This window comes from Streptomyces sp. NBC_00259 (genome assembly GCF_036181745.1).
Taxonomy (GTDB): Bacteria; Actinomycetota; Actinomycetes; order Streptomycetales; family Streptomycetaceae; genus Streptomyces; species Streptomyces pratisoli.
Genome location: NZ_CP108080.1, coordinates 4,852,816 through 4,879,340, shown reverse-complemented (window position 1 = coordinate 4,879,340; position 26,525 = coordinate 4,852,816). Strand labels below are relative to the sequence as shown.

Sequence of the window (26,525 nt, the reverse complement as noted above, 5' to 3'; positions counted from 1 at the left end):
ACCCAACCCGTCGGCCGGGCAGTGACGAATATTCCAAGGACGTTTCGTGACTGCAACAAAGTTCCCGGCGTCGTTGGGTTAACGAATGCCCCCCTGAGGCACTGAGGAGTTTCCTTCCAAGTGGGACCCAGGGGCGCCGGCGGCGCGCATTGAACCCACGCGCAGGAGAACGGGCCCGGCGACAGCGCCGACGATTCCGGCGATGAGCGTGGCCAGCAGCACCCAGCGAATGATTCCGAGGATCTTCTCGGGTGTGAGAGGTCCGGTCCGGGCGACGGTGTCCTTGCTCGATCCGTCCGCGGCGCCCCCGGGCGCGGGCGAGGCCGTGGTGCCGGAGTCGCTCTCGCCGGACGCACCGCCTTCCGGCCCGCCGGAGGCGGCTCCCCCGGTCGCCGCCGCGTCGCCGCCTGAGGTTCCGCCGCCCCCGGAGGAGCCGCCTTCGGAGCTCCCGGACGACGCCCCCGCGGTCTCTCCTGGCTGTGCCTCGGCCAGCTCGTCGGCCGCTTCCAGGGCCTGGCTCCGCAGCTCGCCGGTGAGCGGCGCGTAGCCCGGAGGCAGCTTGCCGGGTTCGATGCCCGGCTGCTGACCTGGTTCGGCCGCATAGCGGATGAGGTCCGCGTAGTCCCTGCGCAGTTCCGCTCCCAGCCCCGTCGAGGCGGCTCCGTAGATCACGGTGGTGAACGGGTAGGCCCCCTCGGTCCTGAGGGTCGGGTCCTGGTCGAGGACGCCTTCGGGGCCCTTCTTCATGCCCGCGACCGCCTTGTTGAACGACGTGGTGCCCGGCTTGACCCAGTCGCCGTCGGCGTTGCGCAGCTCGGCCGTCCCGAGCCCGTAGCGGGCAGCGGTCGCCGCATCGACCAGAGCGAGCTGGAAGCGCTCGCCGGCGGGCTGCGCATCACCGGTGAGTTTGCGCGGGTCCGAGCTGCAGTCCGCGCCGGCCTTCTGGCCGTTGTAGCCCTTGCGTGCCCTGAGGCCCGAGTCGTGCAGGCTCGCCGTGTAGGGCCGGTAGTCGATCAGGTCGACCTTCATCTCCGGGCAGCGGGGGTCCGGTGCGTACGAGACCGGGTCCGCCTTGGGGAAGTCCGATATCGCATCGTCCTTCTCGAGGTGCAGCGCCAGGAAATGGGAGTTGACCTTGGCGCCCCAAGGATCCTCCTTGCCGGAGAGGAATTCCCGGGCGTGTTTGTCGTTCTGCAGCCAGCGCCAGAGCATGCGCGCATAATCCGAATTGCCCTGGGGGACCATGATCCCGGCCGGCATGTTCAGCTCGGGCGGCCATCCCTGCCGGAATTCCGGATTGAGTTCCAGGAATTCCGGGTCGTGCCGGAGGGTCCTGGGGTTCTCCTTCGGCAGGTCACCCCGCTGGGCTCCCTGTCCCGGCAGGTCGTGATGGTAGGAGGACGTCAGGAGCTTGGCGACGAGCCGGGCGTTGAGACGCAGCCGCGGCAGCTGTTTCGAGGAGCGTGGGAACTCGACGTTGTAGCCGATGACCAGCCCCGAGACGGCCATGGGCGCATGGACCACCTTGTCGCTGTCCTCGGAGGCCTCGACGGGCGCGATGGTGAGGCCGAGGCCGGTGCCGACCTGGCCGCGGGCCGCCTCCTCGCCCTGCCGGATGTGGTTGAAGCTGACGTCCTTGGACTCGCACAGCGCCGCCTGCCAGGAGCCGGTGGCCTCGGCCAGAATCTCCGAGCCGTAGACCGGGCGTACCCGCAGGTCCAGCGGACAGCTGGCGCCGATCGGCTCGAACTCCAGCTTGACCGTGATGCGGTTGGCCCAGTTGGAGGCGGACAGGGGCGAGCTGGCGAGGCCGTTGTTCCCCGCGAGCTGTCCGTTCGCGTCGTGCTCGCCGCGGGGCACGACGACGAGCCAGCACGAGCGCGCCGCGGCTCCCTCGACGGCGCCGCAGCCCAGGTGGTCCGACTCCAGGGCGGTCTGCACCTCGAAGACGGCTTCACCGGTGCCGTCCGGCCCCGTGGACAGGAACGGCTGCTCGTTGGTGGTGAACTGCGTGAAGTACGTGTGGTCGTTCGGGCCTGTCGTCGGCGCGCCGCTGACCGGCCGGAAGGGGACCCAGCCCTTCTCGCCCTGCGTCGGATCGCCAGGAGCGGGCGCGAACGGATACTCGTTCTCATCGGGGTCGAACTGCGCCTCGCCGCTCTGGAAGCCGACCAGTGAGCTCGCGAGACCCCGGTTGCGGATGCCGTCGGGCATCGCCTGGATCTTGCCGAACTGGCACTGCTCGCGCCTGGGCCCGCTCGGATCGTCCCCCCAGCACTGCATGATCTGGAGGAAGTTGCTCTCGAAGCTGCCCTTGGTCTGCTTGCCGCCCGTCCAGGAGATCCGGACGCCCTGGCCGCGCAGTCCCCTCGTCTGGTGGACCGTCACCCGAAGGTCCGAGAAGTCGTCGTACCGGCCGGCCCTTCCCGGTGCGGTGAACGCCGAGTCCTCGGCCTCCGCCGCCCGTGCCTGACCGGCACCCCCCGACGGAGGCAGCACGACCAGCCCGACGGCCGCGAGCAGGGCCGTGAGTCCCGATATCAGGCGGACCCTACGCTGCGTTCGCACGACGCCTCCCTCGGCTGTTCAGATACCGCGAAGCGAGCGGCGGGGCCACGACGACGCCGATGATCATGGCGCCGGACAGCAGCATCAGCGCGGTCCGCACCCCCCAGGTGGATTCCGCTCCGATGGCGACATTGGTGCCGTAGACCTGCTCCGCGCCGTTCGCGCCACTGCCCGTGTCGAGGATCTCGCCGGTGTCCGGGTCGATGACGGCGCCTTCCGTGCCGGCGCCACCCGTGGCACCTCCGTCCGCTCCCCCGTCGGCGCCACCGGTGGCTCCGCCCGGTCCTCCGGAGCCGCCACTGGCACCTCCCGAGCCGTTCGAGCCACCCGAAGAGGCCCCACCCGAACCACCGGAACCACCCGAGGCCGAGCCGCCGTTCCCGGGCGCCGGCTTTCCGGCGGCGGTGCACTGCGCCGGGCCGCCCTTCTTGTCACAGGCGGGCGGTTGCGGCGCGTTCTTGGCCAGGGTGTTGGTCTTGCCGTCAGGGGCGAACGTGGGGTTGTTGCAGCCCTTGAGGTCGACGGTCTGCCGCTCCGTGCCCGGGATCTTCCTGACCTGTTCGAGGCCGGCCTTCACCAGGTTCATGGGCAGGGGCGAGTACCCCAGAGGCGCGGCCTGCTGCTGCCCTTCGCACAGGAAGTAGTACGAGAAGGCGCTCAGCGTGCGGCCCTTGGCCGTGGTGAAGCCCGCCTCGGCCTTCGTCGGCAGGATCATGTAGCTGTAGCTGGAGAGCGGATAGGCCCGGGGGTCGGTGCTGTTGTAGACGCCGTCGAGGATCTGGGTCAGGTAGTCCTTGGAGTTCTTGTCGTTGTTGATCTGCGCTTTGAGCAGACCGACGGCGACGGCCTCGGCGGTGGGGGAGACGTAGTAGTTGCTCTTGTTGAGCACCTTCACCACGGGGAAGTTGATGGACTTCGCGTACGAGTACTCGACGTAGGTGATCGAGCCCTGGTTGTGGTCCTGCTTCACGAAGCCCTGCACACCCAGCGATTGGCTCTTGCCGATGAAGCCCGAGCCGTTGACGAAGGGGTAGTTGGACGTCATGCCGCAGGGGTTCGCGTTCCGCCCCGCCCGCCGGCAGTAGTCGTTCCACAGACTGGGGTACTGCTTGGACATCCAGAGGGTGAACTGGGCCGTGGTGCCCGAGCCGTCGGAGCGGTAGACCGGAACGATCTTGATGGGCGGAAGGTTCAGGCTCGGGTTGTCCGCCTTGATGGCGGCGTCGTTCCAGCGGGTGATCTTCCCCGTGAAGATCCTGGTGACGACGTCACCGGAGAGCCGCAGGTTCCTGACCCGCTGTCCGCCGATCTTGAGGTTGTACATGAACGACGTACCACCGGCGACGATGGGCATGTAGGCGTAGCCACGGCTCGGGGGCGCGTCGAGGACTCCGCCGTCCCTGAGGCCGTAGGGGATCTCGGACACGCCGAAGTCGGCCGTGCCGTTGCGGAACTCCTGGCGGCCCTGCGAGGACCCGGAGTCCGCGTAGTTGACGGTCATCTGATGGGCGACGTTCGTGATCCACTGCTGGATCGCGTTCGCGCTCCAGGTGGATCCGACCCCGCTGATGCGCGTGTACGTCGCGGCGTAGGCGCGCGGGGTGTCGAGGGCCAGCAGCGAGCACAGCACCAGGACGATGCCGGTGACCAGGGCGGGCACGCGCATCCAGCGTGGCAGGATCCCTGCCTGCCGCCACCCCGGCGGGCCGCTGCTCGTGGGGACGTGTGCGGATGTCACGGGTGTCTCCTTGTGGGTTCCTGGGCGGGTGCGGTGGAGAACCGGCCGGTACGGCGACCCGATTCGATGCGGTGCAGGTCCTTGCGCGATCCGAGGACACGGCGGTGCAGCTGGCGCCTGGTCAGCTGGCCCGGACCGCGGCCGCCGATGACCCGGGCGATGACGAAGAGCACGAGCACGAGCCCCAGCAGCGTGGCGGCCGTGCCGAAGCCGCGGTCGATGAAGGCCTGTTCCGGGGACTTCACGAGCTGGAAGGTCGCCAACGGCAGGGAGACCATCGGCGCGGAGAGCGGGTCGAGGTTGGTGGCCGTCGTGAAGCCGGCGGTCAGCAGCACCGGCGAGGTCTCGCCGATGCCGCGCGCGGTGCCGAGGATCACGGAGGTGGTCAGCCCGGACCGGGCCGTGGGCAGCACGACGTGCCAGGCCGTCCGCCAGCGCGGCGCGCCCAGCGCGTAGGAGGCCTCACGCAGGGTGCCGGGCACCAGCCGGATGACGACGTCGGCGGCCCGGATCACGATCGGCAGCATCATCACGGTGATGGCCAGCGAGGCGGCGAAGCCGGACTTCTCCATTCCGAGGGCCACGATGGCCAGGGCGTAGATGAACAGGCCCGCCACGATGGACGGCAGCGCGGTCATCGCCTCGACGATGGTGCGGACCAGGCGGGAGTAGCGGCCCGGGACCTCGTTGAGGAAGACCGCGCACAGCAGGCCCGCCGGCACCGTGATGGCCAGGGCCAGGGCGATCTGGATCAGCGTGCCGATGAACGCGTGACGGATGCCGCCCACGGTGAGCGGCTGCAGCGGCCCCGCGAGGACCATGTCCTCGATGAAGAAGTTCAGGTGCCACAGCGCGCGCCGCCCTTCCCAGAGGGTGTAGACGACGACGAAGACGAGCGCCGTCATCAGCAGCAGACCCATGCTGTGGACGACCGCGGACACGATGCGGTCCCGTACGGCCGGACCGTCCTCGTCGAACGAGACCAGCAGCGCGTAGAGGGCGATGAAGACCGCGTACGCGGTGACGACGAAGCCCAGGAACCCGGAGAACCCGGTCAGGCGCGTGTACAGCAGCCCGGTGATGCTGAGCGACGCCGCGGCGGCGCCCACGCAGGCGTACACGTCGGTCGCGCGCAGACCGGAGGTGCTGCGGCGCGTCTCCGGGCGCTTCGGCCCGACGGCGGCGGGCGGACTCGTCGCGACGTCGGCCGCTGCCTTCGGCTCCGTGCCCGGTCCCGTGCCGGGAGTCGACTCGGTGGCGAGCGTACCCATGCGGTTGCCGCCCTCCTTCTGTGTCGGGTTGGTCGGGTCAGGCATCGGACGCGGCGCCGGAGCGGCTCCGGGCGACGATCGAGGAGGCGACGAAGTTGACGACGAGCGTCATGAGGAAGAGCGCGAGGCCCGCGGCCATCAGCGCCGACATCTCGAACGCGCCGGCCTCGCCGTAGCGCAGGGCGATCAGCGACGAGACGGAACTGGTGCCGGCCTGCAGGACGTGCGGCTGGATGACGAAGACCGGCGAGATGACGAGGAAGACGGCGATCGTCTCGCCGAGTGCACGGCCGAGGCCCAGCATGGTGCCGCCGATCATGCCGCCCTTGCCGAAGGGCAGCACCACGGAGCGGATCATGCCCCAGCGTGTGGCGCCCAGGGCCAGTGCGCCCTCGCGCTCGCCGACGGGGGCCTGGGAGAAGACCTCGCGCATGATGGAGCAGATGACCGGCGCGACCATCATCGCCACGACGATGCCGGCGATGAAGGTGGAAGAGGTGTAGACGGTCGCGGAGTTCAGCGGGTCGTGGGGATCGGCTCCGTCCACCGTGAAGGGCGGGAACCAGCCGAAGTACGTCGACAGCCAGCGCGCCACCCCGATGGCCTGGCCCTCCAGGAAGAACATGCCCCACAGGCCGTAGACCACGGACGGCACGGCGGCCATCAGGTCGACCAGGCTGATGAGCGTGCGCCTGAACCGGGCCGGTGCGTACTCGCAGATGTACAGCGCGGTTCCGGTCGCGAGCGGCACCGCGATGACGATGGCGACCGAGGCGATCAGCACCGTACCGACCAGCACGGCCGCGACACCGAAGTTCCCGGAGCCCGGTTCCCATGCCTCGGTGGTGAGGAACGAGAACTCCGCCACTTCCAGCGCCTGCCAGGCGCGGTAGGTCAGAAAGCCGCCCACCAGGAGCATGATCGCCAGCACGGCGGCACCGCCGCCTCGCAGCGTGCCCCTGAACAGCCGGTCGGGCAGCCCCGAATCGGCATGCAGTCGGCGCGGCTCGTCCTCGACGCCGGTCGCGGTTGCCACTGAAGTCCCCTCCCTCACCACGCGTTCGCACCACACGAATCCGGGTGCGCCCGTGACGCTGTCGGGAGCCGGCGTATCGGCGAGCAATCCACCGTGAACGAGGGGTTCCCAGGGGGGAACCTCCAGCGGGAACCGGCCGGGAAGCCGGCCGAGGTCGGCTGCCGGACCGGCGCTCCGCACAACGAAGGGTCCGGTCCACCGCGGTGGGCGGTGGACCGGACCCCTCGGCCGGGCCGGACCGGGCCGGCGCAGGACCGTCTCGGCGAACCCGTCGTTTCAGTCGTCACAGCAGTGACGCTCATGGCACAGCGTTGACATGCGCGCACCAAGATGTGAACGAGGTGCACCCTAAGGGCAACATCCGGTTACGAGGCAGTTGCGGAGAGCAGCACCTCCCCCTCCTCGCCGAGCAGTGCCCTGAACCGCTCGTACGCCGAACGGCACGTGGAATGGCGCTCATAGGCGCGACCGGAGACGGCCGTCGGCGTGCCCTCCGCGTCCCGCAGCAACCACATCCAGCCGTTGCCCTCGGGCGCGTGCTGGACCCCGCCCGCCATGTCCGCGTGCCGGGTGCACAGCACCTCGAACGCGTCGCGGCAGGCGCCGTGCTCCTGGTAGGTACAGGCCGATACGGCCACGACGCGCCCGTTCTGGGCGATCAGCCTCCATCCGTAAGCGCCTCTGGCATCGATGTCGATCAGACATCTGGTGCCGGAAACGGCAGATCTGCCGCCCTCCTCGGGCTGCTTCATCTTGCCCCCACCCCCACTGTGTCGGCGGGAGCAAATTTATGGAGAGGCACGTGACGGTTGGGGTCTAAACCAATTGTCGGCCTGATGGTTCATCAGGCCGTTGCCCCTTGGGGGTCTCCTGGACTCCGGGTGTCGGCGGAACGACACAGTGGAGCGCTAGAAAGAAAGCGGTTCACATGGCCGCGCGGGATCTTCACGCGAGGCCCCTCGGAGCGTCGCTCGCGGGGCCCGGAGCCGCCTTCGCCCGGCGCGGGGCGCCACCGGAGGAGTCACCCCACGGCGAGCAGCACCACGAGGGCGATCGCGCCCACGGCCACCGGCCCGATGACCTCGTAGGCCCAGCGCACCTGCGGCTCGCCCTTCGCGCTCGGCCGGGACGCGCCCTGCTCGGCCAGCTCCCGCAGCTCGGCGATGGTCCGGTCGCCGGGCGCGACGGGGGAATCGGCGGCACTGTCGCTCCCACGGCCACGCGCCTCGTCGCGGGCGGCCTTCGCCTGCCGGCGCGCGGCGATCTTGCGCTGCCGCAGCGACACCGGCACGGCCCACAGCTGGTACTTCGCACCCTCCTGCGTGACGACCTCGCTGGTGTACCCGGCGCGCACTCGGGCGACCGCGGCCCAGGGCACCGTGATCGTGCGGAACGGGTTCCTGATCCGGATCCGGTCGTCGTTGGCGAACACGGCGGGCCGCAGCGTGAAGGCGACGATCAACGGCACCAGCACCACGAGCCCCGCGATCCCGATCCAGGGCGCGCGCCCCTCGCCCTGGAACACCGCGTCGCCGCCGATCCAGGCGGTGAGCGCGAGCAGCAGCACCCCGCCCATGAGGGCGGAGAGCGAACGGTAGGCGCGGTCGGCGTAGACCGGCTCGGCGGGCGGCTGCTGGGGGCTCTTCATGCTCCCGATTCTGCCCCATGCGCCCCTCAGCTCCCACGGAGAGTCCCGGGTGCCCTCTGTACAGGTCGCTACGCGCGTAGATATGCTGGTCTGGTGACCATGCCCACCATTGCACCTGCATTCGCTGACGTGACCTCGTCCGACAGCGCACTGCGCCGCTTCCTGCACGGGCTGCCCGGGGTCGATTCTGTCGGCCTGGAAGCGCGCGCCGCGTCCCTCGGCACCCGCTCGATCAAGACGACGGCCAAGGCGTACGCGATCGATCTGGCCATCTCGATGATCGACCTGACGACGCTGGAAGGCGCGGACACCCCGGGCAAGGTCCGGGCGCTCGCCGCCAAGGCCGTCCATCCCGATCCCACCGACCGCACGACCCCCAGGACCGCCGCCGTCTGCGTCTATCCCGACATGGTGGCCACCGCCAAGGCCGCCCTGGGCGGATCCGACGTGAAGGTCGCCTCCGTCGCCACCGCCTTCCCGGCCGGCCGCGCCGCCCTCGGCGTCAAGCTCGCGGACACCCGTGACGCGGTCGCGGCGGGCGCGGACGAGATCGACATGGTGATCGACCGCGGCGCCTTCCTCGCGGGCGACTACATGAAGGTCTTCGAGGAGATCCGCGCCGTGAAGGACGCCTCCGGCGCCGCACGGCTCAAGGTCATCTTCGAGACCGGCGAGCTCTCCACGTACGACAACATCCGCCGCGCCTCCTGGCTCGGCATGATGGCCGGGGCCGACTTCATCAAGACGTCGACCGGAAAGGTCGCGGTCAACGCGACCCCGGCGAACACCCTGCTCATGCTCGAAGCCGTCCGCGACTTCCGGGCTCAGACCGGCGTGCAGGTGGGCGTGAAGCCCGCCGGCGGCATCCGCACCACCAAGGACGCGATCAAGTTCCTGGTGCTCGTCAACGAGACCGCCGGCCAGGACTGGCTGGACAACCACTGGTTCCGTTTCGGCGCGTCCAGCCTGCTGAACGACCTGCTGATGCAGCGCCAGAAGCTGGCGACCGGCCGTTACTCCGGCCCCGACTACGTGACGGTGGACTGAGACCCCATGACCATGGACAAGCAGACATCAGTGTTCGAGTACGCACCCGCACCCGAATCGCGCTCGGTCGTCGACATCGCCCCGTCGTACGGCCTGTTCATCGACGGCGAGTTCACCGACGCCGCCGACGGCAAGGTCTTCAAGACCGTCTCCCCGTCCACCGAGGAGGTCCTCGCCGAGGTCGCCCAGGCGGGAGCCGACGACGTCGACCGGGCCGTGAAGGCGGCGCGCAAGGCGTTCGAGAAGTGGTCCGCGCTGCCGGGCTCCGAGCGCGCCAAGTACCTCTTCCGTATCGCCCGGATCATCCAGGAGCGCAGCCGCGAGCTGGCCGTCCTGGAGACCCTGGACAACGGAAAGCCGATCAGGGAGACCCGCGACGCGGACCTCCCGCTGGTCGCCGCGCACTTCTTCTACTACGCGGGCTGGGCCGACAAGCTCGACCACGCGGGCTACGGGCCGAACCCGCGCCCGCTCGGCGTCGCCGGCCAGGTCATCCCCTGGAACTTCCCGCTCCTCATGCTCGCGTGGAAGATCGCCCCGGCGCTCGCCACCGGCAACACGGTGGTGCTGAAGCCGGCCGAGACGACCCCGCTGTCCGCGCTCTTCTTCGCCGACATCTGCCGCCAGGCCGGGCTGCCGAAGGGCGTCGTCAACATCCTTCCCGGCTACGGCGACACGGGCGCGGCGCTCGTCGAGCACCCGGACGTCGCCAAGGTGGCCTTCACCGGCTCCACCGCGGTCGGCAAGGCCATCGCCCGCTCCGTGGCCGGCACGGACAAGAAGGTCACCCTGGAGCTGGGCGGCAAGGGCGCCAACATCGTCTTCGACGACGCCCCCATCGACCAGGCCGTCGAGGGCATCGTCGGCGGCATCTTCTTCAACCAGGGCCAGGTCTGCTGCGCGGGCTCCCGGCTCCTCGTGCAGGAGTCGATCCACGACGAGCTGCTCGACTCGCTCAAGCGCCGTCTGTCGACCCTGCGCCTCGGCGACCCGCTGGACAAGAACACCGACATCGGCGCGATCAACTCGGCCGAGCAGCTGGCCCGGATCACGGCGCTCGCCGAGACCGGCGAGGCGGAGGGCGCCGAGCGCTGGACCGCGCCGTGCGAGCTGCCCTCGTCCGGCTACTGGTTCGCCCCGACGCTCTTCACGAACGTCACCCAGGCGCACACCGTCGCCCGCGACGAGATCTTCGGCCCGGTGCTGTCGGTGCTGACGTTCCGTACGCCGGACGAGGCCGTCGCCAAGGCCAACAACAGCCAGTACGGCCTGTCGGCGGGCATCTGGACGGAGAAGGGTTCCCGGATCCTCGCGGTGGCCGGCAAGCTCCGCGCGGGCGTCGTCTGGGCCAACACCTTCAACAAGTTCGACCCGACCTCGCCCTTCGGCGGCTACAAGGAATCGGGCTTCGGCCGCGAGGGCGGCCGACACGGCCTGGAGGCCTACCTCGCCCCGTCGACCCCGGAAGGGGAGCGCCGATGAGCGCCGCTGAGCAGACGCGTCTGTCCGTCTTCAAGACCTACAAGCTGTACGTCGGGGGCAAGTTCCCCCGTAGCGAGAGCGGCCGGGTGTACGAGGTGACCACAGCGACATCAGCCGCTGGCGCGGCGGGCAAGGGCAAGTGGCTGGCCAACGCGCCTCTCTCGTCCCGCAAGGACGCCCGTGACGCGGTCGTCGCGGCACGCAAGGCGTTCGGCGCCTGGTCGGGCGCGACGGCGTACAACCGGGGCCAGATCCTCTACCGCGTCGCCGAGATGCTGGAGGGGCGCAGGGACCAGTTCGTGCGCGAGGTCGCCGACGCCGAGGGGCTGTCCAAGTCCAAGGCCGCCGCGGTCGTGGACGCGGCGATCGACCGCTGGGTCTGGTACGCGGGCTGGACGGACAAGATCGGCCAGGTCGTGGGCGGGGCGAACCCGGTCGCGGGCCCGTTCTTCAATCTGTCCACCCCCGAGCCGACGGGTGTCGTCACCGTCCTCGCCCCGCAGGACTCGTCCTTCCTGGGCCTGGTCTCGGTGATCGCCCCGGCGATCGCGACCGGCAACACGACCGTGGTGATCGCCTCGGAGAAGGCCCCGCTGCCGGCGCTCTCGCTCGGCGAGGTGCTGGCCACGTCCGACCTCCCCGGCGGCGTCGTCAACGTCCTGTCCGGCCGCACGGCCGAGATCGCGGCCCCGCTGGCCGCGCACCAGGACGTCAACGCGATCGATCTGACCGGCGCCGGCGAACAGCTCGCCAAGGAGCTGGAGGTCGCCGCCGCCGACAACCTCAAGCGGGTCCTGCGCCCGCGCGCCGAGGACTGGTCGGCGGACCCGGGCACCCACCGGATGACCGCGCTCCTGGAGACGAAGACGGTCTGGCACCCCACGGGGTCGCTGGGCGCGTCCGGCTCGGCGTACTGAGGCATCGAGGACGGACGACGGGCCCGGGGAGCGATCCCCGGGCCCGTTCCCCTACGCGCCGACGCTCACCCCGGGATGAGACCGCCGAGCAGCGGCCCGGCGACCGGAACCTCGCCCGGCGTGCCGAGAGAGCCCGTGAGGCCCGTGGTGTCGAGCGACTTGAAGTCGGCGACCTGCGTGCCGACCCCGTTGTCCAGCGGGTCCACACCGGTGTGCGCGAGCGGGTTGAGCGGAACGCTCTTCACCGGCCGGCTCACGTACCCGACGGTGTCCGCCAGTGCCTGCACCGACGCCGACGGATCGTGCTCGCCCGCCGGGGCCGCCTGGGCCGTGCCGACCCCGGCGCCGAGCGCCGCACCCACCGCGGTGACGGTGAGCCCGGCCGCCCTGAGCAACTTCTTGCCTGCCATGCGAATCCTGCCTTCAGAAGTAACCGGATGACTGCGCAGCGTAGTTGGCATGTGACGCTCGATACCAACCGGACCTCCCGGGGGTCCCCTGCACGGGTCAATGCCTCACACTGGTGTCCCGTGAGTTCCCAACCCCCGCCGACACGCGTCGTCCTGCTCTCCGGACCCTCCGGCTCCGGAAAGTCGTCCCTCGCCGCCCGCTCCGGCCTCCCGGTGCTGCGCCTCGACGACTTCTACAAGGAGGCGGACGACCCCACCCTCCCGCTGGTCACGGGCACCACGGACATCGACTGGGACTCCCCCGCCTCCTGGGACGCCGACGCCGCCGTCGCCGCGGTCGTCGAGCTGTGCCGTACGGGACGGACGACCGTGCCCGTCTACGACATCGCCACCAGCTCCCGGATCGGCCGTGAGAGCCTCGCCGTCGAACGCACGCCGCTGTTCGTCGCCGAGGGCATCTTCGCGGCGGACATCATCACCCGCTGCCAGGACCTCGACGTGCTCGCCGACGCGCTCTGCCTGCGCGGCCGCCCCTCGACCACGTTCCGCCGCCGGTTGCTGCGCGACCTCCGCGAGGGCCGCAAGTCCGTTCTCTTCCTGCTCCGCCGCGGCTGGCGCCTGATGCGCGCCGAACGCGGCATCGTCGCCCGCCAGACCACCCTCGGCGCCCACCCCTGCGACAAGGCCGAGGCCCTCGGCCGCCTCGCCGCCGCGGCGGCGGGCCGCTGCCGCCGCTCACCGGCGCCCACGGCCGGGGAAGCGGCCCGGCAACGCACGTAGTGGCGCGGGAGTACGGCGCGCACGCGGAGCGGGGCCGGACAAGACCCCCGGTCTTGTCCGGCCCCGCTTCGCTTTCCCCCGTGGATCCCCCGTGATCCCCGTGTTCCCCCGTACCGCCCTCAGGCCACCAGCTCGCCGAAGGACTCTTCCTCGTCACGGCCGAAGCTGAGGACGTCGTCCTCGCGCAGCCGGCGGAGCGACCGCCAGATGCTGGACTTCACCGTGCCGACACTGATGCCGAGGATCTCCGCGATCTCCGGGTCCGTACGGCCCTCGTAGTAGCGCAGCACCAGCATGGTGCGCTGCAGCTCGGGCAGCCGCGCCAGCGCCTGCCACAGCACCGCCCGCAGCTCCGTGCCGCGCATCGCGTCCGTGTCGCCCACCGTCTCGGGGAGCTCCTCGGTCGGGTACTCGTCGATCTTGCGCCGGCGCCAGGCGCTGATGTGCAGATTCGTCATGGTGCGGCGCAGATAGCCGCCGACCGCGGCCTTGTCGCTGATCCTGTCCCAGGCCCGGTACGTGGAGAACAGCGCGCTCTGCAGCAGGTCCTCCGCCTCGTACCGGTCACCGGTCAGGTGGTACGCGGTCGCGTACAGGGAGGCGCGGCGCTCCTGGACGTAGGCGGTGAAGGCCGCTTCCGCGTCCGCCCGCTCCGTCAGGCCGCCCCGTTCCCCCGTGGCCTCCCCGTACGCGCTTCCCCCGTGTGTGCCCTCGGCCTTCGCGTCAACGACCGTCATGTACGACGGCTTGTGCTGACGCCCGGCGCCGCGAACGCACCCCCGCCCGTTCACGGCGCCGGACTTCTCCGTGCTCCGCACGACGTCGTGGAGACGCGTGACAACTGCGCTTGAAGTGGTGCTGTGCAGTGCGTTCATCTCGCGCCCCCCGTCGATAGGAGTGTGTGTTCGGCCTTGTGAAAAAGACTCTGCCCGGGGGACTTCACGCCACTGTCCGCCGACTGTCACAGGCCTGTCACAGGGGTTCGGGAGGCGCCTCGGCCCTGCCGGAACAAGGCTTGAACGCACCGACGGTCGAACTACCGGGGCCGCATGGGCCAGAATGACCTCCGTGCCTTTCCTGTTGCTGATCGAGGACGACGACGCCATCCGCACGGCCCTCGAACTCTCCCTGTCACGCCAGGGCCACCGTGTGGCCACCGCGGCGACGGGCGAGGACGGCCTGAAACTGCTGCGTGAGCAGCGGCCGGATCTGATCGTGCTGGACGTGATGCTGCCCGGCATCGACGGTTTCGAGGTGTGCCGGCGCATCAGGCGCACCGACCAGCTGCCGATCATCCTGCTGACCGCCCGCAACGACGACATCGACGTCGTGGTCGGACTGGAGTCCGGCGCCGACGACTATGTGGTCAAGCCGGTGCAGGGCCGGGTGCTGGACGCCCGGATCCGCGCGGTGCTGCGGCGCGGTGAGCGCGAGTCGACGGACTCGGCCACCTTCGGTTCCCTGGTGATCGACCGCTCCGCGATGACGGTCACCAAGAACGGCGAGGACCTGCAGCTCACGCCGACGGAGCTGCGTCTGCTGCTGGAGCTGAGCCGCCGTCCGGGCCAGGCCCTGTCGCGCCAGCAGCTGCTGCGGCTGGTGTGGGAGCACGACTATCTGGGCGACTCGCGTCTGGTGGACGCGTGCGTGCAGCGGCTGCGGGCCAAGGTGGAGGACGTACCGTCCTCGCCGACGCTGATCCGCACGGTCAGAGGCGTGGGCTACCGGCTGGACACTCCTCAGTGAGCGGTGCCGCGAAGAAGGCCATACTGGCGGGACTTGGCTGGACCAGCCTCAGGCTGCGCCTGGTCGTCGTGTTCGGCATGGTCGCACTGATCGCCGCCGTGTCCGCGTCCGGCATCGCGTACTGGCTGAACCGCGAGGCCGTGCTGACGCGCACTCAGGACGCGGCGCTGGGCGACTTCCGGCAGCAGATGCAGAACCGGGTCGCGTCGCTGCCGGCGCGGCCGACGCAGAGCGAGCTGCAGACGACCGCCGAGCAGATGGCGGCCGGCACCGCGGGCTACAGCGTGCTGCTGCTCGGGGAGCGGGAGGCGGGCAAGCCGATCGTCGGGGCCTCCGACCCGGACGCCTTCACGCTCGACGACGTTCCGGCCGAGCTGAGGAAGGCGGTCGGCGACCAGGAGCATCTGTTCTGGGTGCGCACCCAGCGCGGCAACACCCCGTATCTGGTGGCCGGTACGCGCATCGTCGGCGGCGGGCCCACCGGCTATCTGTTCAAGTCCCTCGACCAGGAGCGGCAGGACCTGAACTCGCTCGCCTGGTCGCTCGGCATCGCCACGGCCCTGGCGCTGGCCGGTTCCGCGCTGCTCGCGCAGGCCGCCGCGACGACCGTGCTGAAGCCGGTGCAGCGGCTCGGCCAGGCGGCCAGGCAGCTCGGCGAGGGCAAGCTGGACACCCGGCTGCAGGTCTCCGGCACCGACGAACTGGCCGAGCTGTCACGGACCTTCAACAACGCGGCGGAGTCGCTGGAGAAGAAGGTCGCGGACATGAGCGCGCGGGAGGAGTCGAGCCGCCGTTTCGTCGCCGACATGTCGCACGAGCTGCGTACGCCGCTGACCGCGCTGACGGCCGTGACCGAGGTCCTGGAGGACGAGCAGGAGGGCCTGGACCCGATGGTCGCGCCGGCCGTGGCGCTGGTGGTCAGCGAGACCCGGCGGCTGAACGACCTGGTGGAGAACCTGATGGAGGTGACCCGCTTCGACGCGGGTACGGCCCGGCTCGTCCTCGACGACGTCGACGTCGCCGACCAGGTCACCGCCTGTATCGACGCGCGGGCCTGGCTGGACGCGGTCGACCTGGACGCGGAGCGCGGCATCATGGCCCGCCTCGATCCGCGCCGGCTCGACGTCATCCTGGCGAATCTGATCGGCAACGCGCTGAAGCACGGTGGCTCTCCGGTGCGGGTCTCGGTGCGGACGGAGACCGGGGAAGAGGGCGGGACCGGCGACGAGGCGGAGGACGAACTCGTCATCGAGGTACGGGACCACGGGCCCGGGATCCCGGAGGACGTGCTGCCGCATGTCTTCGACCGCTTCTACAAGGCGAGCGCCTCGCGGCCGCGGTCCGAGGGCAGCGGGCTCGGGCTGTCGATCGCGATGGAGAACGCCCTGATCCACGGCGGCGGCATCACCGCCGCGAACAGCACGGACGGCGACGGCGGCGCGGTCTTCGTGCTGCGGCTGCCCCGTGACGCGTCGGACATCACTGCGGACGGCCGCGGCCTGGCCGGCCGGGAGCGGGACGGCGAGCGGGGAGAGGCGGGCGACGCTCCGTGAGCGGAAGGACCATCCCGAGGGGCGCGGGTACGAGCGCGGGTACGAGCACGAGCACGGGTACGGGCATGGGGACGAGCACGGCCGGCCGGGATTCGGCCGGGCTGCGGATGCGCAGGGTCGTCGCCGCGGCCGCCGGGGCCGTCGCGTTCGCGGCCGTTGTCGCCGGGTGCGGGATCAGGACGACCACGGTGCCGGTGGACGCCGGGCCCGCCCCGTCACGGGTGCCGTGCACGCTCTCCGGCAAGGAGACCGCCACCCAGACACAACCCCAGGTGCCGGTACGGGTGTACCTGGTCTGCGCGTCGGCGCTGGAGGCGGTGGACCGTGCGGTCCCGATCGCCGAGGGCCGCACCGGCAACCGGGTGCGGATCGCCCAGGCGCTCCTCGGCGAACTGCAGGAGAACCCCTCGGAGACCGAGCGGGAGGCCGGGTTCACCACGCTCGTACGGGCCCCGCTGACCGTCCTTGGACCGCGTTCCGGCGATGCGGCGGGGACGCTGCGGCTCAGCCGCCAGCCCGAGGACCTGCCGCCGGCGGCGCTCGCGCAGATCGTGTGCACCTTCGCGGAGAGCGAGGCCGCGGCCGACGACGGGACGGTGGTCCTCGGCGGCCCGGGCGAGTACCCGCCGCGCGGCTACCGCTGCACGCCGTCGGTCAAGCTGCGCCCGGACACGGCGCTGCCGACGGCCGGCCCGCTGCCCTCGGCCGGCCCTTCCTGACGCCGGGACACCACTCTTCCCGAGGCCGGGAACAAGCCATCGCAAGGCCAGGGAGCGGCACTTTCCGACACCGCGAAGGCCGGGCGGAACCGATCGCACCGGTCGCCGCGTCTTGGGGGGCGTGCAGCGTCAAGGTTCGGGCGGCAGTGCCGTCATCCGCTTCCGCGCGGCGGGGGGCGTACTCCTCCTCGCGCATCTGGTACTCGTGGCATGGCTGACGCTTCGTCCGCTGGATGTGCCGTGGGTGACGGCGGCGAATCTGGAGCCGCTCGCGGGGATCAAGGCCGATCTGGCGCTGGGTCCGGTGCACGCGGCCCGGCGGATCGGTGAGGGACTGCTGCTGCTGGCGCCGCTCGGGATACTGCTGCCGATGACGGGCGGCCGGCTCGCCGTCTCCCCCTGGGCCTCGCTGGCCCGCACGGTCGCGACCGGGGCGCTGCTGTCGCTGGGCATCGAGCTGTTGCAGACCGCTGTGCCCGGGCAGGTCGTCGACGTGGACTCGCTGCTGCTGAACACGTCGGGTGTGGCACTGGCGCATCTCCTGGTCGTCCCGGCGGGCCGGGCGCGGCTGCGGCGCAGGCGGTCCGGTCGTGCCGCAGGACCTCGGAAGGAGCGGGGTGCCCTGCTTCGGGAGGAGGCCTCTCAGGGGCGCACCCCGACGATTCCCAGGGTCGGGATCGCCCCGTAGAGCGACGCTTCGCCCCCTTGGTCCCGGCGAGTATGGAGTCATCGGGAGCCCGACGAAGCGGCTTCCTCGAAGGACTCGTGAAGGAGCCCACCATGGCCGCCCTTGCCCGCCCTCGTGACGGACGCATGATCGGCGGAGTGTGCGCAGCGCTGGCACGGCGCTTCGGCACCTCCGCGACGACGATGCGCGTGATCTTCCTGGTGTCGTGCCTGCTGCCCGGCCCGCAGTTCCTGCTGTACCTGGCGCTGTGGCTGCTGCTGCCGACGGAGAAGTCCGCGACGACCGCCTGGTGACGGCGCCGGAGCGACGAGAAGGGGGTGCACACCCGGTACCGGGTGTGCACCCCCTTCTCGTCAGGCGTCCTGAACGCCCGTCAGGCGTCCCGTACGGCCGTCACTGCGCGAGCGGCAGTCCGTTCAGCGGCACACCGTTCAGCGGCAGACCGCCGAGGAGGCCGCCGAGCGGGTTGGCCGCCTGCGCGGGCAGCACCTCGGGACCGGCCTGGTGGGTGATCCGCTCGACGGCGGGCAGAACGGTCGGCTGGACGGCGGAGAGGGCGTCCACGGGGGTGCCGACCTCGGGGAGGGAGGTCGTGGCCGACGCGGAACCGGCGGCGGCAGCGGCGAAGGCGGCGCCGAGAGCGGCGACACCGAGGGTCTTGGCAGCAGACTGCTTCATCAGGTGCTTTTCCTTGGGAAGGGGAAATTGAGCGGCTTTGCAAGCTAGCCAGCGCGTCCTGTGCCCCGCAAACACCCGGGAGTCGTGAAAACGGCCGGGAGTTGACACTCCCGGCCGTTCCGTCGTGCTCCCGCTCAGCCCTCGTCCGACGAGGATCCGCTGGTCGCGGCGGTCTGCTTGAACAGCCATTCGGATTTCAATTCGGCGTATCCCGGCTTGATCACGTCATTGATCATCGCGAGTCGCTCATCAAAAGGAATGAACGCCGACTTCATCGCATTGACCGTGAACCACTGCATGTCGTCGAGCGTGTAGCCGAAGGTCTCGGTCAGCAGCTCGAATTCACGGCTCATGCTCGTGTTGCTCATCAGCCGGTTGTCGGTATTGACGGTGGCCCGGAAGTGCAGCCGGCGGAGCAGCCCGATGGGGTGTTCCTCGTACGAGGCGGCCGCGCCCGTCTGCAGATTGGAGGTCGGGCACAGTTCGAGCGGGATGCGCTTGTCCCGTACGTACGCGGCCAGGCGCCCGAGTTTCACCGTCCCGTCGGCGGCGACCTCGATGTCGTCGATGATGCGCACACCGTGACCGAGCCGGTCGGCTCCGCACCACTGGAGGGCCTGCCAGATCGACGGCAGCCCGAAGCCCTCCCCGGCGTGGATGGTGAAGTGGTTGTTCTCGCGCTTGAGGTACTCGAAGGCGTCGAGATGGCGGGTGGGCGGGTAGCCCGCCTCGGCGCCGGCGATGTCGAAGCCGACGACGCCCGAGTCCCGGTAGCGGTTGGCGAGTTCGGCGATCTCCAGGGCACGGGCGGCGTGCCGCATCGCGGTGAGGAGGGCGCCCACGCGGATGCGGTGACCGTTCGCGCGGGCCCGTCGCTCGCCTTCCCGGAAGCCCTCGTTGACGGCCTCGACGACCTCTTCGAGGGTCAGTCCCGCTTCGAGGTGCTGCTCGGGCGCGTACCGCACCTCGGCGTAGACCACTCCGTCCTCGGCGAGGTCCTCGGCGCACTCGAAGGCGACGCGCTTGAGGGCCTCACGGGTCTGCATGACGGCACAGGTGTGCGCGAAGGTCTCCAGGTAGCGCTCCAACGAGCCGGAGTCCGCGGCCTCGTGGAACCAGATGCCGAGCTTGTCGGGCTCGGCCTCGGGGAGCGCGTCGTAGCCGACGTCACGGGCGAGTTCGATGATCGTGCCGGGACGCAGCCCGCCGTCGAGGTGGTCGTGCAGGAGCACTTTCGGAGCGCGGCGGATCTGGTCCGAGGTGGGCCCCTGGGGTCCGGGGGTGGATCCCCGGGAGGACACGTGGGTGGTCTGGCTCGTCATCTGCGCACTCTAATCCCTACGCGCGTAGAGGGCAGCTGCACGAATCACCTGTCGATACGTAACAGTGACCGTGCGGACGGGTGGAGTACACCTGCCCTTCTGAGACTGTTCTGCCATGGCACACCACGCACTGCCCCGGTGGTGGGGGCACACGGCGGGCGCGGCCGGACCGGCACGCGCCCGGCTCGAAGCGAACGTGGCGCGAGGGGAGCGGCAGGACGTGCGGGAAGCACAGGCCCGGCTGGGCCGCGCGGTCCGGCCCTCGGGCGGGACGGCGGACGGGGTCGTCAGCGGTGTGGTGCTGCTGCTGCCCGACGGGGAACCGGAGTCGGCCCGCGGGCCCTCCACGGTGTCCCACGCGGCCGCACTGCCGCTCGCACGTTCGCTGGCGCGGGCGGGGCGAGGGGACGGCCTCGTCGCGCATGTCGTGCGCTACCGCGGACGCGGCTGGAACGGTACGGACGCGCGCCTCGCGGCGGACGCGTCCTGGGCGGCGGACGAGGCGGTACGGCGCTACGGCGACGTCCCGGTGTGCCTGGCGGGCCGGGGCATGGGCGGCCGTGCCGCGCTGCACGCCGCCGGGCACGACGCCGTCAACTCGGTGCTGGCGATCGCCCCGTGGCTGCCGGAGGACGACGTCGCGGCGCAACCCGAACCGGTGAAGCAGCTCGCCGGCCGCCAGGTCCTGATCGTGCACGGCACGAAGGACGCCAGGACCGATCCGGAGCTGTCGTACCGGCTGGCCGAGCGGGCGAAGAAGTCCAACCGGGACACGTGCAGGTTCGAGGTGCACTCCGACGGGCACGCGCTGCGGCAGTACCAGGACGAAGTCCACTCCCTGGCGAGCGACTTCGTCCTCGGCTCGCTCTTCTCCCGCGCCTACGCCCGCCCGGTCGCCGACGCCCTCGCCGCGCCGCCCCCGCTGGGCCTGCGCATGCCCCTGGCCGCGGGCTTCGGCCGCGCCCTGCGCCACTGAGCGGGCGCCTCCGAAGCTGAGGGCTTGCCCGCGGGCGGCGTCGCACGTCAGTCCGGGAGCAGGTTCCCCCGCCGGGACAGCAGGAACCTCTTGAACGCCGTCACCGGCGGCGTGTCCGGATGCCCGTCCAGCCAGGCGACGCCGATCTCCCGCACCGCCCGCGGCGCCGTGACCGTCAGCTCCACCACCCCCGGACGGGGCGCCGCCGGCGGCGGCAGCAGCGCCACGCCGAGCCCCGCGGCGACCAGACCACGCAGCGTCTCGGCCTCCTCGCCCTCGAAGGCGACGCGGGGCGAGAAGCCGGCCTCTGCGCACAGCGCGTCGGTGATGCGGCGGAGCCCGTACCCCGGTTCGAGCGTCACGAAGGTCTCGTCCGCCGCCTCGGCGAGCCGGACCCGTTTGCGCGTCGCGAGGCGGTGGTCGTCGGGGACGACGAGCCGCAGCCGCTGTTCGTCGAGGCGGCGGGCGACGAGGTCGGGCGCGTCCGGCACCGGTGAGGTGAGGCACAGGTCGAGTTCGCCGGCCCGGAGTCGTTCGATCATCGCCTCGCCGTAGTTCTGGACGAGCGTGAAGCGGATCCGGGGATGGTCGACCCGGAAGGCGCGGATCAGCTCCGGCACGGTCTCGGAACCCATGGTGTGCAGGAAGCCGAAGGCGACCTTGCCCGCAGACGGGTCGGCGTCGGCCCGTACGGACTCCGCGGCCCGTTCGACCTCGGCGAGGGCGCGCTCCACGGAGGTGAGAAAGGTGCGGCCGGCCGCCGTCAGCGACACCGTGCGCCCCTTGCGGGTGAACAGGGCGACGCCCAGGTCCTGTTCGAGCCGGACCATGGCGCGCGACAGCGTCGACTGCGGTACGGCGAGCTCCTGCGCGGCCCGGGTCACATGCTCGTGCCGGGCGACTCCCGCGAAGTACGCGAGGCGCGGAGCGAGCAGCAGAGGCATGTCTTCTTCGTAACTGTTCAGTGACACGCGAGGCCGTGAGCTGTAGTCATGCACCATGGGAACGATTAAAGCCGTTCCATGCATTGGACGCATCAAACCTGCGTGCCTACCTTCGAGGTATGCCTTCCGCCAGTACCGGGGCGCCCACCACCGTGGGTGCCCTCCCCTCGCAGTCCCCCGAGACCACCGATTCCCGCCACGCCCCCGGACTCCCCGGCTACCGCCGCATGAGCTTCGCGCTCTTCGCCGCGGGCGTCGCGACCTTCGCCCTCCTCTACTCGACCCAGGCCCTGCTGCCCGCCGTCTCCGACGACTTCGGTGTGACGGCGAGCGCGGCCAGCTGGACGGTCTCCGCGGCCACCGGGGCGCTGGCCCTGTGCGTCCTGCCGCTGAGCGCGCTGTCCGAGCGGTTCGGACGGGTGCGGCTGATGACGGTCTCGCTGGTGGTCGCGGCCGTGGTCGGACTGCTGGTGCCGTTCGCGCCGAGCCTGGAGTGGCTCGTGGCGCTGCGTGCGGTGCAGGGCGCCGCACTGGCCGGGGTCCCGGCCTCCGCGATGGCGTATCTCGCCGAGGAGGTACGCCCGAAGGCCCTGATCGCCGCGATCGGGCTGTTCGTCGCGGGCAACAGCATCGGCGGGATGAGCGGCCGGATCGTCACCGGCTGGGTCGCGCAGCTGTGGGGCTGGCGGGCCGGGCTCGCCGCGGTCGGACTGATGGCGGTCGTGTGCACGGTGGCCTGCAGGCTGCTGCTGCCGAAGGCCCGTCACTTCGTGCCGGGTTCGCTGAACCCCCGTGAGCTGGCGCGGACCGTCCGGGGTCATCTCGCCGACCCGCTGCTGATGCGGCTGTACGCGATCGGCGCGCTGTTCATGACGGTCTTCGGCGCGGTCTACACGGTGATCGGCTACCGGCTCGTCGAGGCCCCGTTCAGCCTCCCCCAGGGCATCGTCGGCTCCATCTTCCTGGTCTATCTGGTCGGTACGGTCTCGTCGGCGGCCGCCGGGAAGCTGGTCGGCCGGCTCGGCAGGCGCGGCGCCCTCTATCTCGCGGTCGGCACGACGACGGCGGGTCTGCTGCTCTCCCTCGCGGACTCGCTGACCGCGGTGCTGCTCGGCCTGGTGCTGATCACGGCGGGCTTCTTCGCCGGCCACGCGGTCGCCTCCTCCTCCGTGAGCCGTACCGCGAAGACCGGCCGGGCGCAGGCCTCGGCCCTGTACCAGTCGGCGTACTACCTCGGCAGCAGCGCGGGCGGCACGCTCGGCGCGATCGCCTTCCACTCCGGCGGCTGGGCGGGCACGGTCCTGCTGGGGCTGCTCTCGGTCCTCGGCGTCGTGTCGATCACGCTCTACGGGTCCTACGCGGCCCGCGCCCAGGAGCGCCGGCCGGTGCTCGCCGCGGCCACAGCGACGGCTGTACGCCACTGAGGCTCCTGGGACGGCCGGCGCGGAAATCTCCGTGAATCAGGCCCTCGTTCCTACAACCGCCGCTCCCCCGTACGCGTCCAAAGTGCAGAGCAACCGCACTGCGCGACTGGGGAGTTGGTCACTGTGGATCGGGCAAGACACACAAGGAACATACGGAGAAGGGGCGGTGTCGCCCTCGGCGTCACCGGGCTGGTGGTGCCGCTGACCTTCGCGCTCGGCGCCGGGCCCGCACAGGCCGCGTCCTGCACGACGTCGACCGGGCCGTACCAGAAGCAGGTCGAGAAGTTCATGGGCCTGAAGGTCGACGGACGGCAGTCCGCCGCCGACTGCAAGGCCATCCAGACGTTCCAGCGCTGGCACGGGATCACCCCGACGATCGGCTACGCCGGTCCGGTCACCTGGCGCACGATGAACACGATCCTGGCCCAGCGGGCGGCGGGCAAGACCCCGAACAAGGCGGGCGCGTGCCCGACCAACAAGGGCCGCATCGCCTGTGTCGACCTGACCAGACAGCTCACCTGGATCCAGGACGGGGCCAAGCTGAAGTACGGCCCGGTGCCGGTGCGGACCGGGCGGGACGGGGCGGAGACCCGCACCGGCGCCAAGCGGGTCTACTACCGGCACATCAACCACTGGTCGACGATCTACAAGGTGTGGATGCCGTACTCGCAGTTCTTCGACGGCGGGCAGGCCTTCCACTCGGTCACCAAGAGCGTCTACAACCCGCCGGGATCGGGCGGCTGCGTCAACATGCGGCCGGCGGACGCGAAGGCGTACTGGGGCCTGCTGAAGAACGGGGACGACGTCCACGTCTACGGCCGCAAGCCGGGAACCTGACCCCTGTTGTCAGTCCCCTCCTGTAGCGTCCGAAGGGCTGGTGAGGACGGTCGACAGGGGTGGACCCGATGAGTGATCTCGCAACGACGCAGGACCTCGAATCCCGGCTGGAGAGCTACCGGACGGAGCTGACCGGCTACTGCTACCGCATGCTGGGCTCGGCCTTCGAGGCGGAGGACGCCGTCCAGGACACCATGGTGCGGGCCTGGAAGAGCTTCGAGAAGTTCGAAGGGAGATCGTCGCTGCGCTCGTGGCTGTACCGCATCGCGACGAACGTCTGCCTGGACATGCTGAACGCGGGCAATCGCCGGGCCCGCCCGATGGACCTGACCGCCGCCACCCCGGTGGCCCAGGCCCAGCTCACCGCCCGTCCGGAGATCACCTGGCTGGAGCCGGTGCCGGACGGGCGCGTGCTGCCGTCGGTGGCCGACCCGGCCGATACGACGGTGGAGCGGGAGTCGATCAGGCTGGCGTTCGTCGCGGCGCTGCAGCATCTGCCGCCGAAGCAGCGAGCGGTGCTGATCCTGCGCGAGGTGCTGGCCTGGAAGGCCGCCGAGGTGGCCGAGCTGCTGGGCACGTCCGTCGCCTCGGTCAACAGCGCGCTGCAGCGGGCCCGCGCCACGCTCGCCGACCATGATCCCGCCTCCTGCGACCCGGCGGACCTGCTCGACGAGGAGCAGCAGAAGCTGCTGGAGCGCTATGTCGCCGCCTTCGAGGGGTACGACATGAAGGCGCTGACGGCGCTGCTGCACGAGGACGCGACGATGTCCATGCCGCCGTACGACCTGTGGCTGCGCGGCCATGACGACATCGTGGGCTGGATGCTCGGCGTCGGCGAGGTCTGCCGTGGCTCCAAGCTGGTCCCGACCGTGGCCAACGGCTCGCCGGCGTTCGCGCAGTACCACCCGAGCCAGGACGGCGAGGGGTACGAGCCGTGGGCGCTGATCGTCCTGGAGGTCTCGGACGGCCGGATCGGTGGCATGGACTTCTTCCTGGACACCAAGCGCTGGTTCCCGCTGTTCGGGCTGCCGGAGCGGCTCAGCCCGGAGGGCGCCGAGGACTGAGCGCCGACGGCCGGTCCGGGTCGTCCCCACGGCCCAGTCCGACGAAGGCGAGCAGGGCCAGCAGCTCGGGACCGGCGTTCGTCAGCCGCAGCTCCCTGCCGAGTCTGCGGGCGGTGAGCCGCAGCCGGGCGACGGCGTCGACGGCGGTGAGATCGGCGACGACGAGAGCCCCGACGTCGCAGATCACCTCAGCCCCCTCGGCGGCGACGACCTGTGCCTGCAGACGCGCACACAGCAACGGCACGTCGGCGGGGGCGACCCGGCCGACGAGTTCGACGACGATCGGCTGTTGTGTGCTGTCCACATGGAAGAGACCTCCGCCGCGGCGACAACTCATCGCCGCGGCTCGGTCGCACCCGGTCAGCCCCTGTCGTCCGGGTCAGGCGATACGGTCCAGGACGATCGGATCCGGGACGAACGCCGTGCCCGACGGGGCGATGTCGTACACCGACTCCAGCGACTTCAGGGCGTAGTCGAACTTCTCCGGGGTGTCCGTGTGCAGCGTCAGCAGCGGAGCGCCCGCCGTGACCTCGTCGCCCGGCTTGGCGTGGAGCTCGATGCCCGCGCCCGCCTGGACCGGGTCCTCCTTGCGGGCGCGGCCCGCACCCAGGCGCCAGGCGGCGACGCCGATGCCGTAGGCGTCGAGGCGGGTGAGGACACCCGTCGAGGGGGCGGTGATGACGTGCCGCTCGCGGGCCACCGGCAGCTCCGCGTCCGGGTCGCCGCCCTGAGCGGCGATCATCCGGCGCCAGACGTCCATCGCCGAGCCGTCGGCCAGGGCCTTCGCCGGGTCGGCGTCCTTGATGCCGGCCGCGTCGAGCATCTCGCGGGCCAGCGCCAGGGTCAGCTCGACGACGTCGGCAGGACCGCCGCCCGCGAGCACCTCGACCGACTCCCGGACTTCGAGGGCGTTGCCCGCGGTGAGGCCGAGCGGGGTCGACATGTCGGTGAGCAGGGCGACGGTCCGCACCCCGTGGTCCGTGCCGAGACCGACCATCGTGGAGGCGAGTTCGCGCGCGTCCTCGATGTTCTTCATGAAGGCGCCGGAGCCGACCTTCACGTCCAGCACCAGCGAACCCGTGCCCTCGGCGATCTTCTTCGACATGATCGAGGACGCGATCAGCGGGATCGCCTCGACCGTGCCGGTGACATCACGCAGGGCGTACAGCTTCTTGTCGGCCGGGGCCAGGCCGTCGCCCGCCGCGCAGATGACCGCACCGGTCGTGTCGAGGACGTGCAGCATCTCCTCGTTCGACAGCAGGGCGCGCCAGCCGGGGATGGACTCCAGCTTGTCGAGGGTGCCGCCGGTGTGGCCGAGACCGCGGCCGGACAGCTGCGGCACGGCCGCACCACAGGCCGCGACCAGCGGGGCCAGCGGCAGCGTGATCTTGTCGCCGACACCGCCCGTGGAGTGCTTGTCGGCGGTGGGCCGGGACAGCGACGAGAAGTCCATGCGCTCCCCGGACGCGATCATCGCGGCGGTCCAGCGCGCGATCTCCGCCCGGTTCATGCCGTTGAGCAGGATCGCCATCGCCAGCGCGGACATCTGCTCGTCGGCGACCTCGCCACGGGTGTACGCGTCGATGACCCAGTCGATCTGCTCGGGGGTGAGTTCGCCTCGGTCGCGCTTGGTGCGGATGACGGAGATGGCGTCCATGTGCTTCAGGGGTCCTTCCG

The 26,525-nt window shown here is 70.9% G+C and carries 26 protein-coding genes; 13 read left to right on the top strand and 13 right to left on the bottom strand.

From position 1 onward, the window contains the following. Positions 1 to 78: 78 nt before the first annotated feature. The 6 genes from OG766_RS22200 to OG766_RS22175 form a co-directional block, all read right to left on the bottom strand. On the bottom strand, positions 79 to 2,568 hold the full coding sequence (locus tag OG766_RS22200; RefSeq protein ID WP_328726033.1) for a hypothetical protein: 2,490 nt from the start codon (positions 2,566 to 2,568) through the stop codon (positions 79 to 81). Further along, entirely contained in the window at positions 2,552 to 4,306 is a 1,755-nt protein-coding gene (locus tag OG766_RS22195) for a phosphate ABC transporter substrate-binding protein PstS (protein WP_266382019.1), read from the bottom strand. Before OG766_RS22195 ends, OG766_RS22200 begins: the two co-directional genes overlap by 17 nt. After that, positions 4,303 to 5,577, bottom strand: coding sequence for a phosphate ABC transporter permease PstA (gene pstA, locus OG766_RS22190; RefSeq protein WP_328726032.1), 1,275 nt, complete (start codon positions 5,575 to 5,577; stop codon positions 4,303 to 4,305). Before pstA ends, OG766_RS22195 begins: the two co-directional genes overlap by 4 nt. 37 nt (positions 5,578 to 5,614) lie before the next feature. Further along, on the bottom strand, positions 5,615 to 6,613 hold the full coding sequence (gene pstC, locus OG766_RS22185) for a phosphate ABC transporter permease subunit PstC (protein ID WP_328726031.1): 999 nt from the start codon (positions 6,611 to 6,613) through the stop codon (positions 5,615 to 5,617). 365 nt (positions 6,614 to 6,978) lie between these two features. After that, positions 6,979 to 7,365 carry a hypothetical protein gene (locus OG766_RS22180; protein WP_328726030.1) on the bottom strand — a complete coding sequence of 129 codons (387 nt, stop codon included), beginning with the start codon at positions 7,363 to 7,365 and terminating at the stop codon, positions 6,979 to 6,981. A gap of 269 nt (positions 7,366 to 7,634) precedes the next feature. Continuing rightward, positions 7,635 to 8,261: a PH domain-containing protein gene (locus OG766_RS22175; protein ID WP_266382008.1), complete on the bottom strand. Its 627-nt coding sequence runs from the start codon at positions 8,259 to 8,261 to the stop codon at positions 7,635 to 7,637. 93 nt (positions 8,262 to 8,354) lie between these two features. Here OG766_RS22175 and deoC point away from each other — a divergent pair, with 93 nt between their 5' ends. The 3 genes from deoC to OG766_RS22160 are packed head-to-tail and all read left to right on the top strand — an operon-like array spanning position 8,355 to position 11,707. After that, a complete protein-coding gene (deoC, locus tag OG766_RS22170; RefSeq protein ID WP_266382005.1) occupies positions 8,355 to 9,308 on the top strand; it encodes a deoxyribose-phosphate aldolase in 954 nt (317 codons plus the stop codon). A gap of 12 nt (positions 9,309 to 9,320) precedes the next feature. Next, on the top strand, positions 9,321 to 10,790 hold the full coding sequence (locus tag OG766_RS22165; protein ID WP_266384388.1) for an aldehyde dehydrogenase family protein: 1,470 nt from the start codon (positions 9,321 to 9,323) through the stop codon (positions 10,788 to 10,790). Beyond that, complete coding sequence (locus OG766_RS22160; protein ID WP_266382003.1) at positions 10,787 to 11,707, top strand: aldehyde dehydrogenase family protein; 921 nt, start codon at positions 10,787 to 10,789, stop codon at positions 11,705 to 11,707. Before OG766_RS22165 ends, OG766_RS22160 begins: the two co-directional genes overlap by 4 nt. A gap of 65 nt (positions 11,708 to 11,772) precedes the next feature. On the opposite strand, the gene OG766_RS22155 is transcribed toward OG766_RS22160, so the two are convergent. Further along, positions 11,773 to 12,117: a hypothetical protein gene (locus OG766_RS22155; protein ID WP_266382002.1), complete on the bottom strand. Its 345-nt coding sequence runs from the start codon at positions 12,115 to 12,117 to the stop codon at positions 11,773 to 11,775. A gap of 120 nt (positions 12,118 to 12,237) precedes the next feature. Between OG766_RS22155 and OG766_RS22150 the strand changes: the two genes are divergently transcribed. Then, positions 12,238 to 12,897, top strand: coding sequence for a uridine kinase (locus tag OG766_RS22150; protein WP_328726029.1), 660 nt, complete (start codon positions 12,238 to 12,240; stop codon positions 12,895 to 12,897). Positions 12,898 to 13,016: 119 nt separating this feature from the next. On the opposite strand, the gene OG766_RS22145 is transcribed toward OG766_RS22150, so the two are convergent. Beyond that, positions 13,017 to 13,772, bottom strand: coding sequence for a SigE family RNA polymerase sigma factor (locus OG766_RS22145; protein ID WP_266381997.1), 756 nt, complete (start codon positions 13,770 to 13,772; stop codon positions 13,017 to 13,019). Between the two features lie 193 nt (positions 13,773 to 13,965). Between OG766_RS22145 and afsQ1 the strand changes: the two genes are divergently transcribed. From afsQ1 to OG766_RS22120, 5 genes are all read left to right on the top strand, one after another. Then, complete coding sequence (gene afsQ1, locus OG766_RS22140) at positions 13,966 to 14,643, top strand: two-component system response regulator AfsQ1 (protein ID WP_266381994.1); 678 nt, start codon at positions 13,966 to 13,968, stop codon at positions 14,641 to 14,643. Continuing rightward, a complete protein-coding gene (locus tag OG766_RS22135) occupies positions 14,640 to 16,196 on the top strand; it encodes a sensor histidine kinase (RefSeq protein ID WP_266381991.1) in 1,557 nt (518 codons plus the stop codon). Before afsQ1 ends, OG766_RS22135 begins: the two co-directional genes overlap by 4 nt. A gap of 65 nt (positions 16,197 to 16,261) precedes the next feature. After that, positions 16,262 to 16,915 (top strand): hypothetical protein, encoded by a 654-nt coding sequence (locus OG766_RS22130; protein ID WP_443045612.1) that lies wholly within the window; start codon positions 16,262 to 16,264, stop codon positions 16,913 to 16,915. A gap of 121 nt (positions 16,916 to 17,036) precedes the next feature. Next, the gene (locus OG766_RS22125; RefSeq protein WP_266381989.1) at positions 17,037 to 17,603 is read left to right on the top strand and encodes a VanZ family protein; all 567 of its coding nucleotides are present in this window, start codon (positions 17,037 to 17,039) and stop codon (positions 17,601 to 17,603) included. A 92-nt stretch (positions 17,604 to 17,695) separates the two neighbouring features. Continuing rightward, positions 17,696 to 17,896: a PspC domain-containing protein gene (locus OG766_RS22120; RefSeq protein ID WP_266381987.1), complete on the top strand. Its 201-nt coding sequence runs from the start codon at positions 17,696 to 17,698 to the stop codon at positions 17,894 to 17,896. 100 nt (positions 17,897 to 17,996) lie between these two features. Here OG766_RS22120 and OG766_RS22115 read toward each other — a convergent pair whose 3' ends face one another. Both OG766_RS22115 and OG766_RS22110 read right to left on the bottom strand, forming a co-directional pair. Further along, positions 17,997 to 18,281 (bottom strand): hypothetical protein, encoded by a 285-nt coding sequence (locus OG766_RS22115; RefSeq protein ID WP_328726028.1) that lies wholly within the window; start codon positions 18,279 to 18,281, stop codon positions 17,997 to 17,999. A 134-nt stretch (positions 18,282 to 18,415) separates the two neighbouring features. Further along, positions 18,416 to 19,603 carry an adenosine deaminase gene (locus OG766_RS22110; protein WP_266381981.1) on the bottom strand — a complete coding sequence of 396 codons (1,188 nt, stop codon included), beginning with the start codon at positions 19,601 to 19,603 and terminating at the stop codon, positions 18,416 to 18,418. A 295-nt stretch (positions 19,604 to 19,898) separates the two neighbouring features. Between OG766_RS22110 and OG766_RS22105 the strand changes: the two genes are divergently transcribed. Beyond that, entirely contained in the window at positions 19,899 to 20,579 is a 681-nt protein-coding gene (locus OG766_RS22105) for an alpha/beta hydrolase (RefSeq protein WP_423247192.1), read from the top strand. 47 nt (positions 20,580 to 20,626) lie between these two features. Here the strand turns inward: OG766_RS22105 and OG766_RS22100 are convergent, their stop codons facing one another. Then, complete coding sequence (locus tag OG766_RS22100; RefSeq protein ID WP_266381976.1) at positions 20,627 to 21,580, bottom strand: LysR family transcriptional regulator; 954 nt, start codon at positions 21,578 to 21,580, stop codon at positions 20,627 to 20,629. A 62-nt stretch (positions 21,581 to 21,642) separates the two neighbouring features. Between OG766_RS22100 and OG766_RS22095 the strand changes: the two genes are divergently transcribed. The 3 genes from OG766_RS22095 to OG766_RS22085 all read left to right on the top strand — a co-directional run bounded on the left by OG766_RS22095 (position 21,643) and on the right by OG766_RS22085 (position 24,848). Further along, positions 21,643 to 22,947, top strand: a complete 1,305-nt coding sequence (locus tag OG766_RS22095) for an MFS transporter (protein WP_266381974.1) — start codon at positions 21,643 to 21,645, stop codon at positions 22,945 to 22,947. A gap of 192 nt (positions 22,948 to 23,139) precedes the next feature. Then, on the top strand, positions 23,140 to 23,784 hold the full coding sequence (locus OG766_RS22090) for a L,D-transpeptidase family protein (protein ID WP_266384383.1): 645 nt from the start codon (positions 23,140 to 23,142) through the stop codon (positions 23,782 to 23,784). Positions 23,785 to 23,852: 68 nt separating this feature from the next. Then, on the top strand, positions 23,853 to 24,848 hold the full coding sequence (locus tag OG766_RS22085; RefSeq protein WP_266381972.1) for a sigma-70 family RNA polymerase sigma factor: 996 nt from the start codon (positions 23,853 to 23,855) through the stop codon (positions 24,846 to 24,848). Here OG766_RS22085 and OG766_RS22080 read toward each other — a convergent pair. Beyond that, complete coding sequence (locus OG766_RS22080) at positions 24,823 to 25,152, bottom strand: STAS domain-containing protein (protein WP_266381969.1); 330 nt, start codon at positions 25,150 to 25,152, stop codon at positions 24,823 to 24,825. The two genes, OG766_RS22085 and OG766_RS22080, sit on opposite strands and share 26 nt — an antisense overlap. Before the next feature lie 75 nt (positions 25,153 to 25,227). After that, positions 25,228 to 26,505 carry a thymidine phosphorylase gene (locus tag OG766_RS22075; RefSeq protein WP_266381966.1) on the bottom strand — a complete coding sequence of 426 codons (1,278 nt, stop codon included), beginning with the start codon at positions 26,503 to 26,505 and terminating at the stop codon, positions 25,228 to 25,230. Between the last annotated feature and the right edge of the window lie 20 nt (positions 26,506 to 26,525).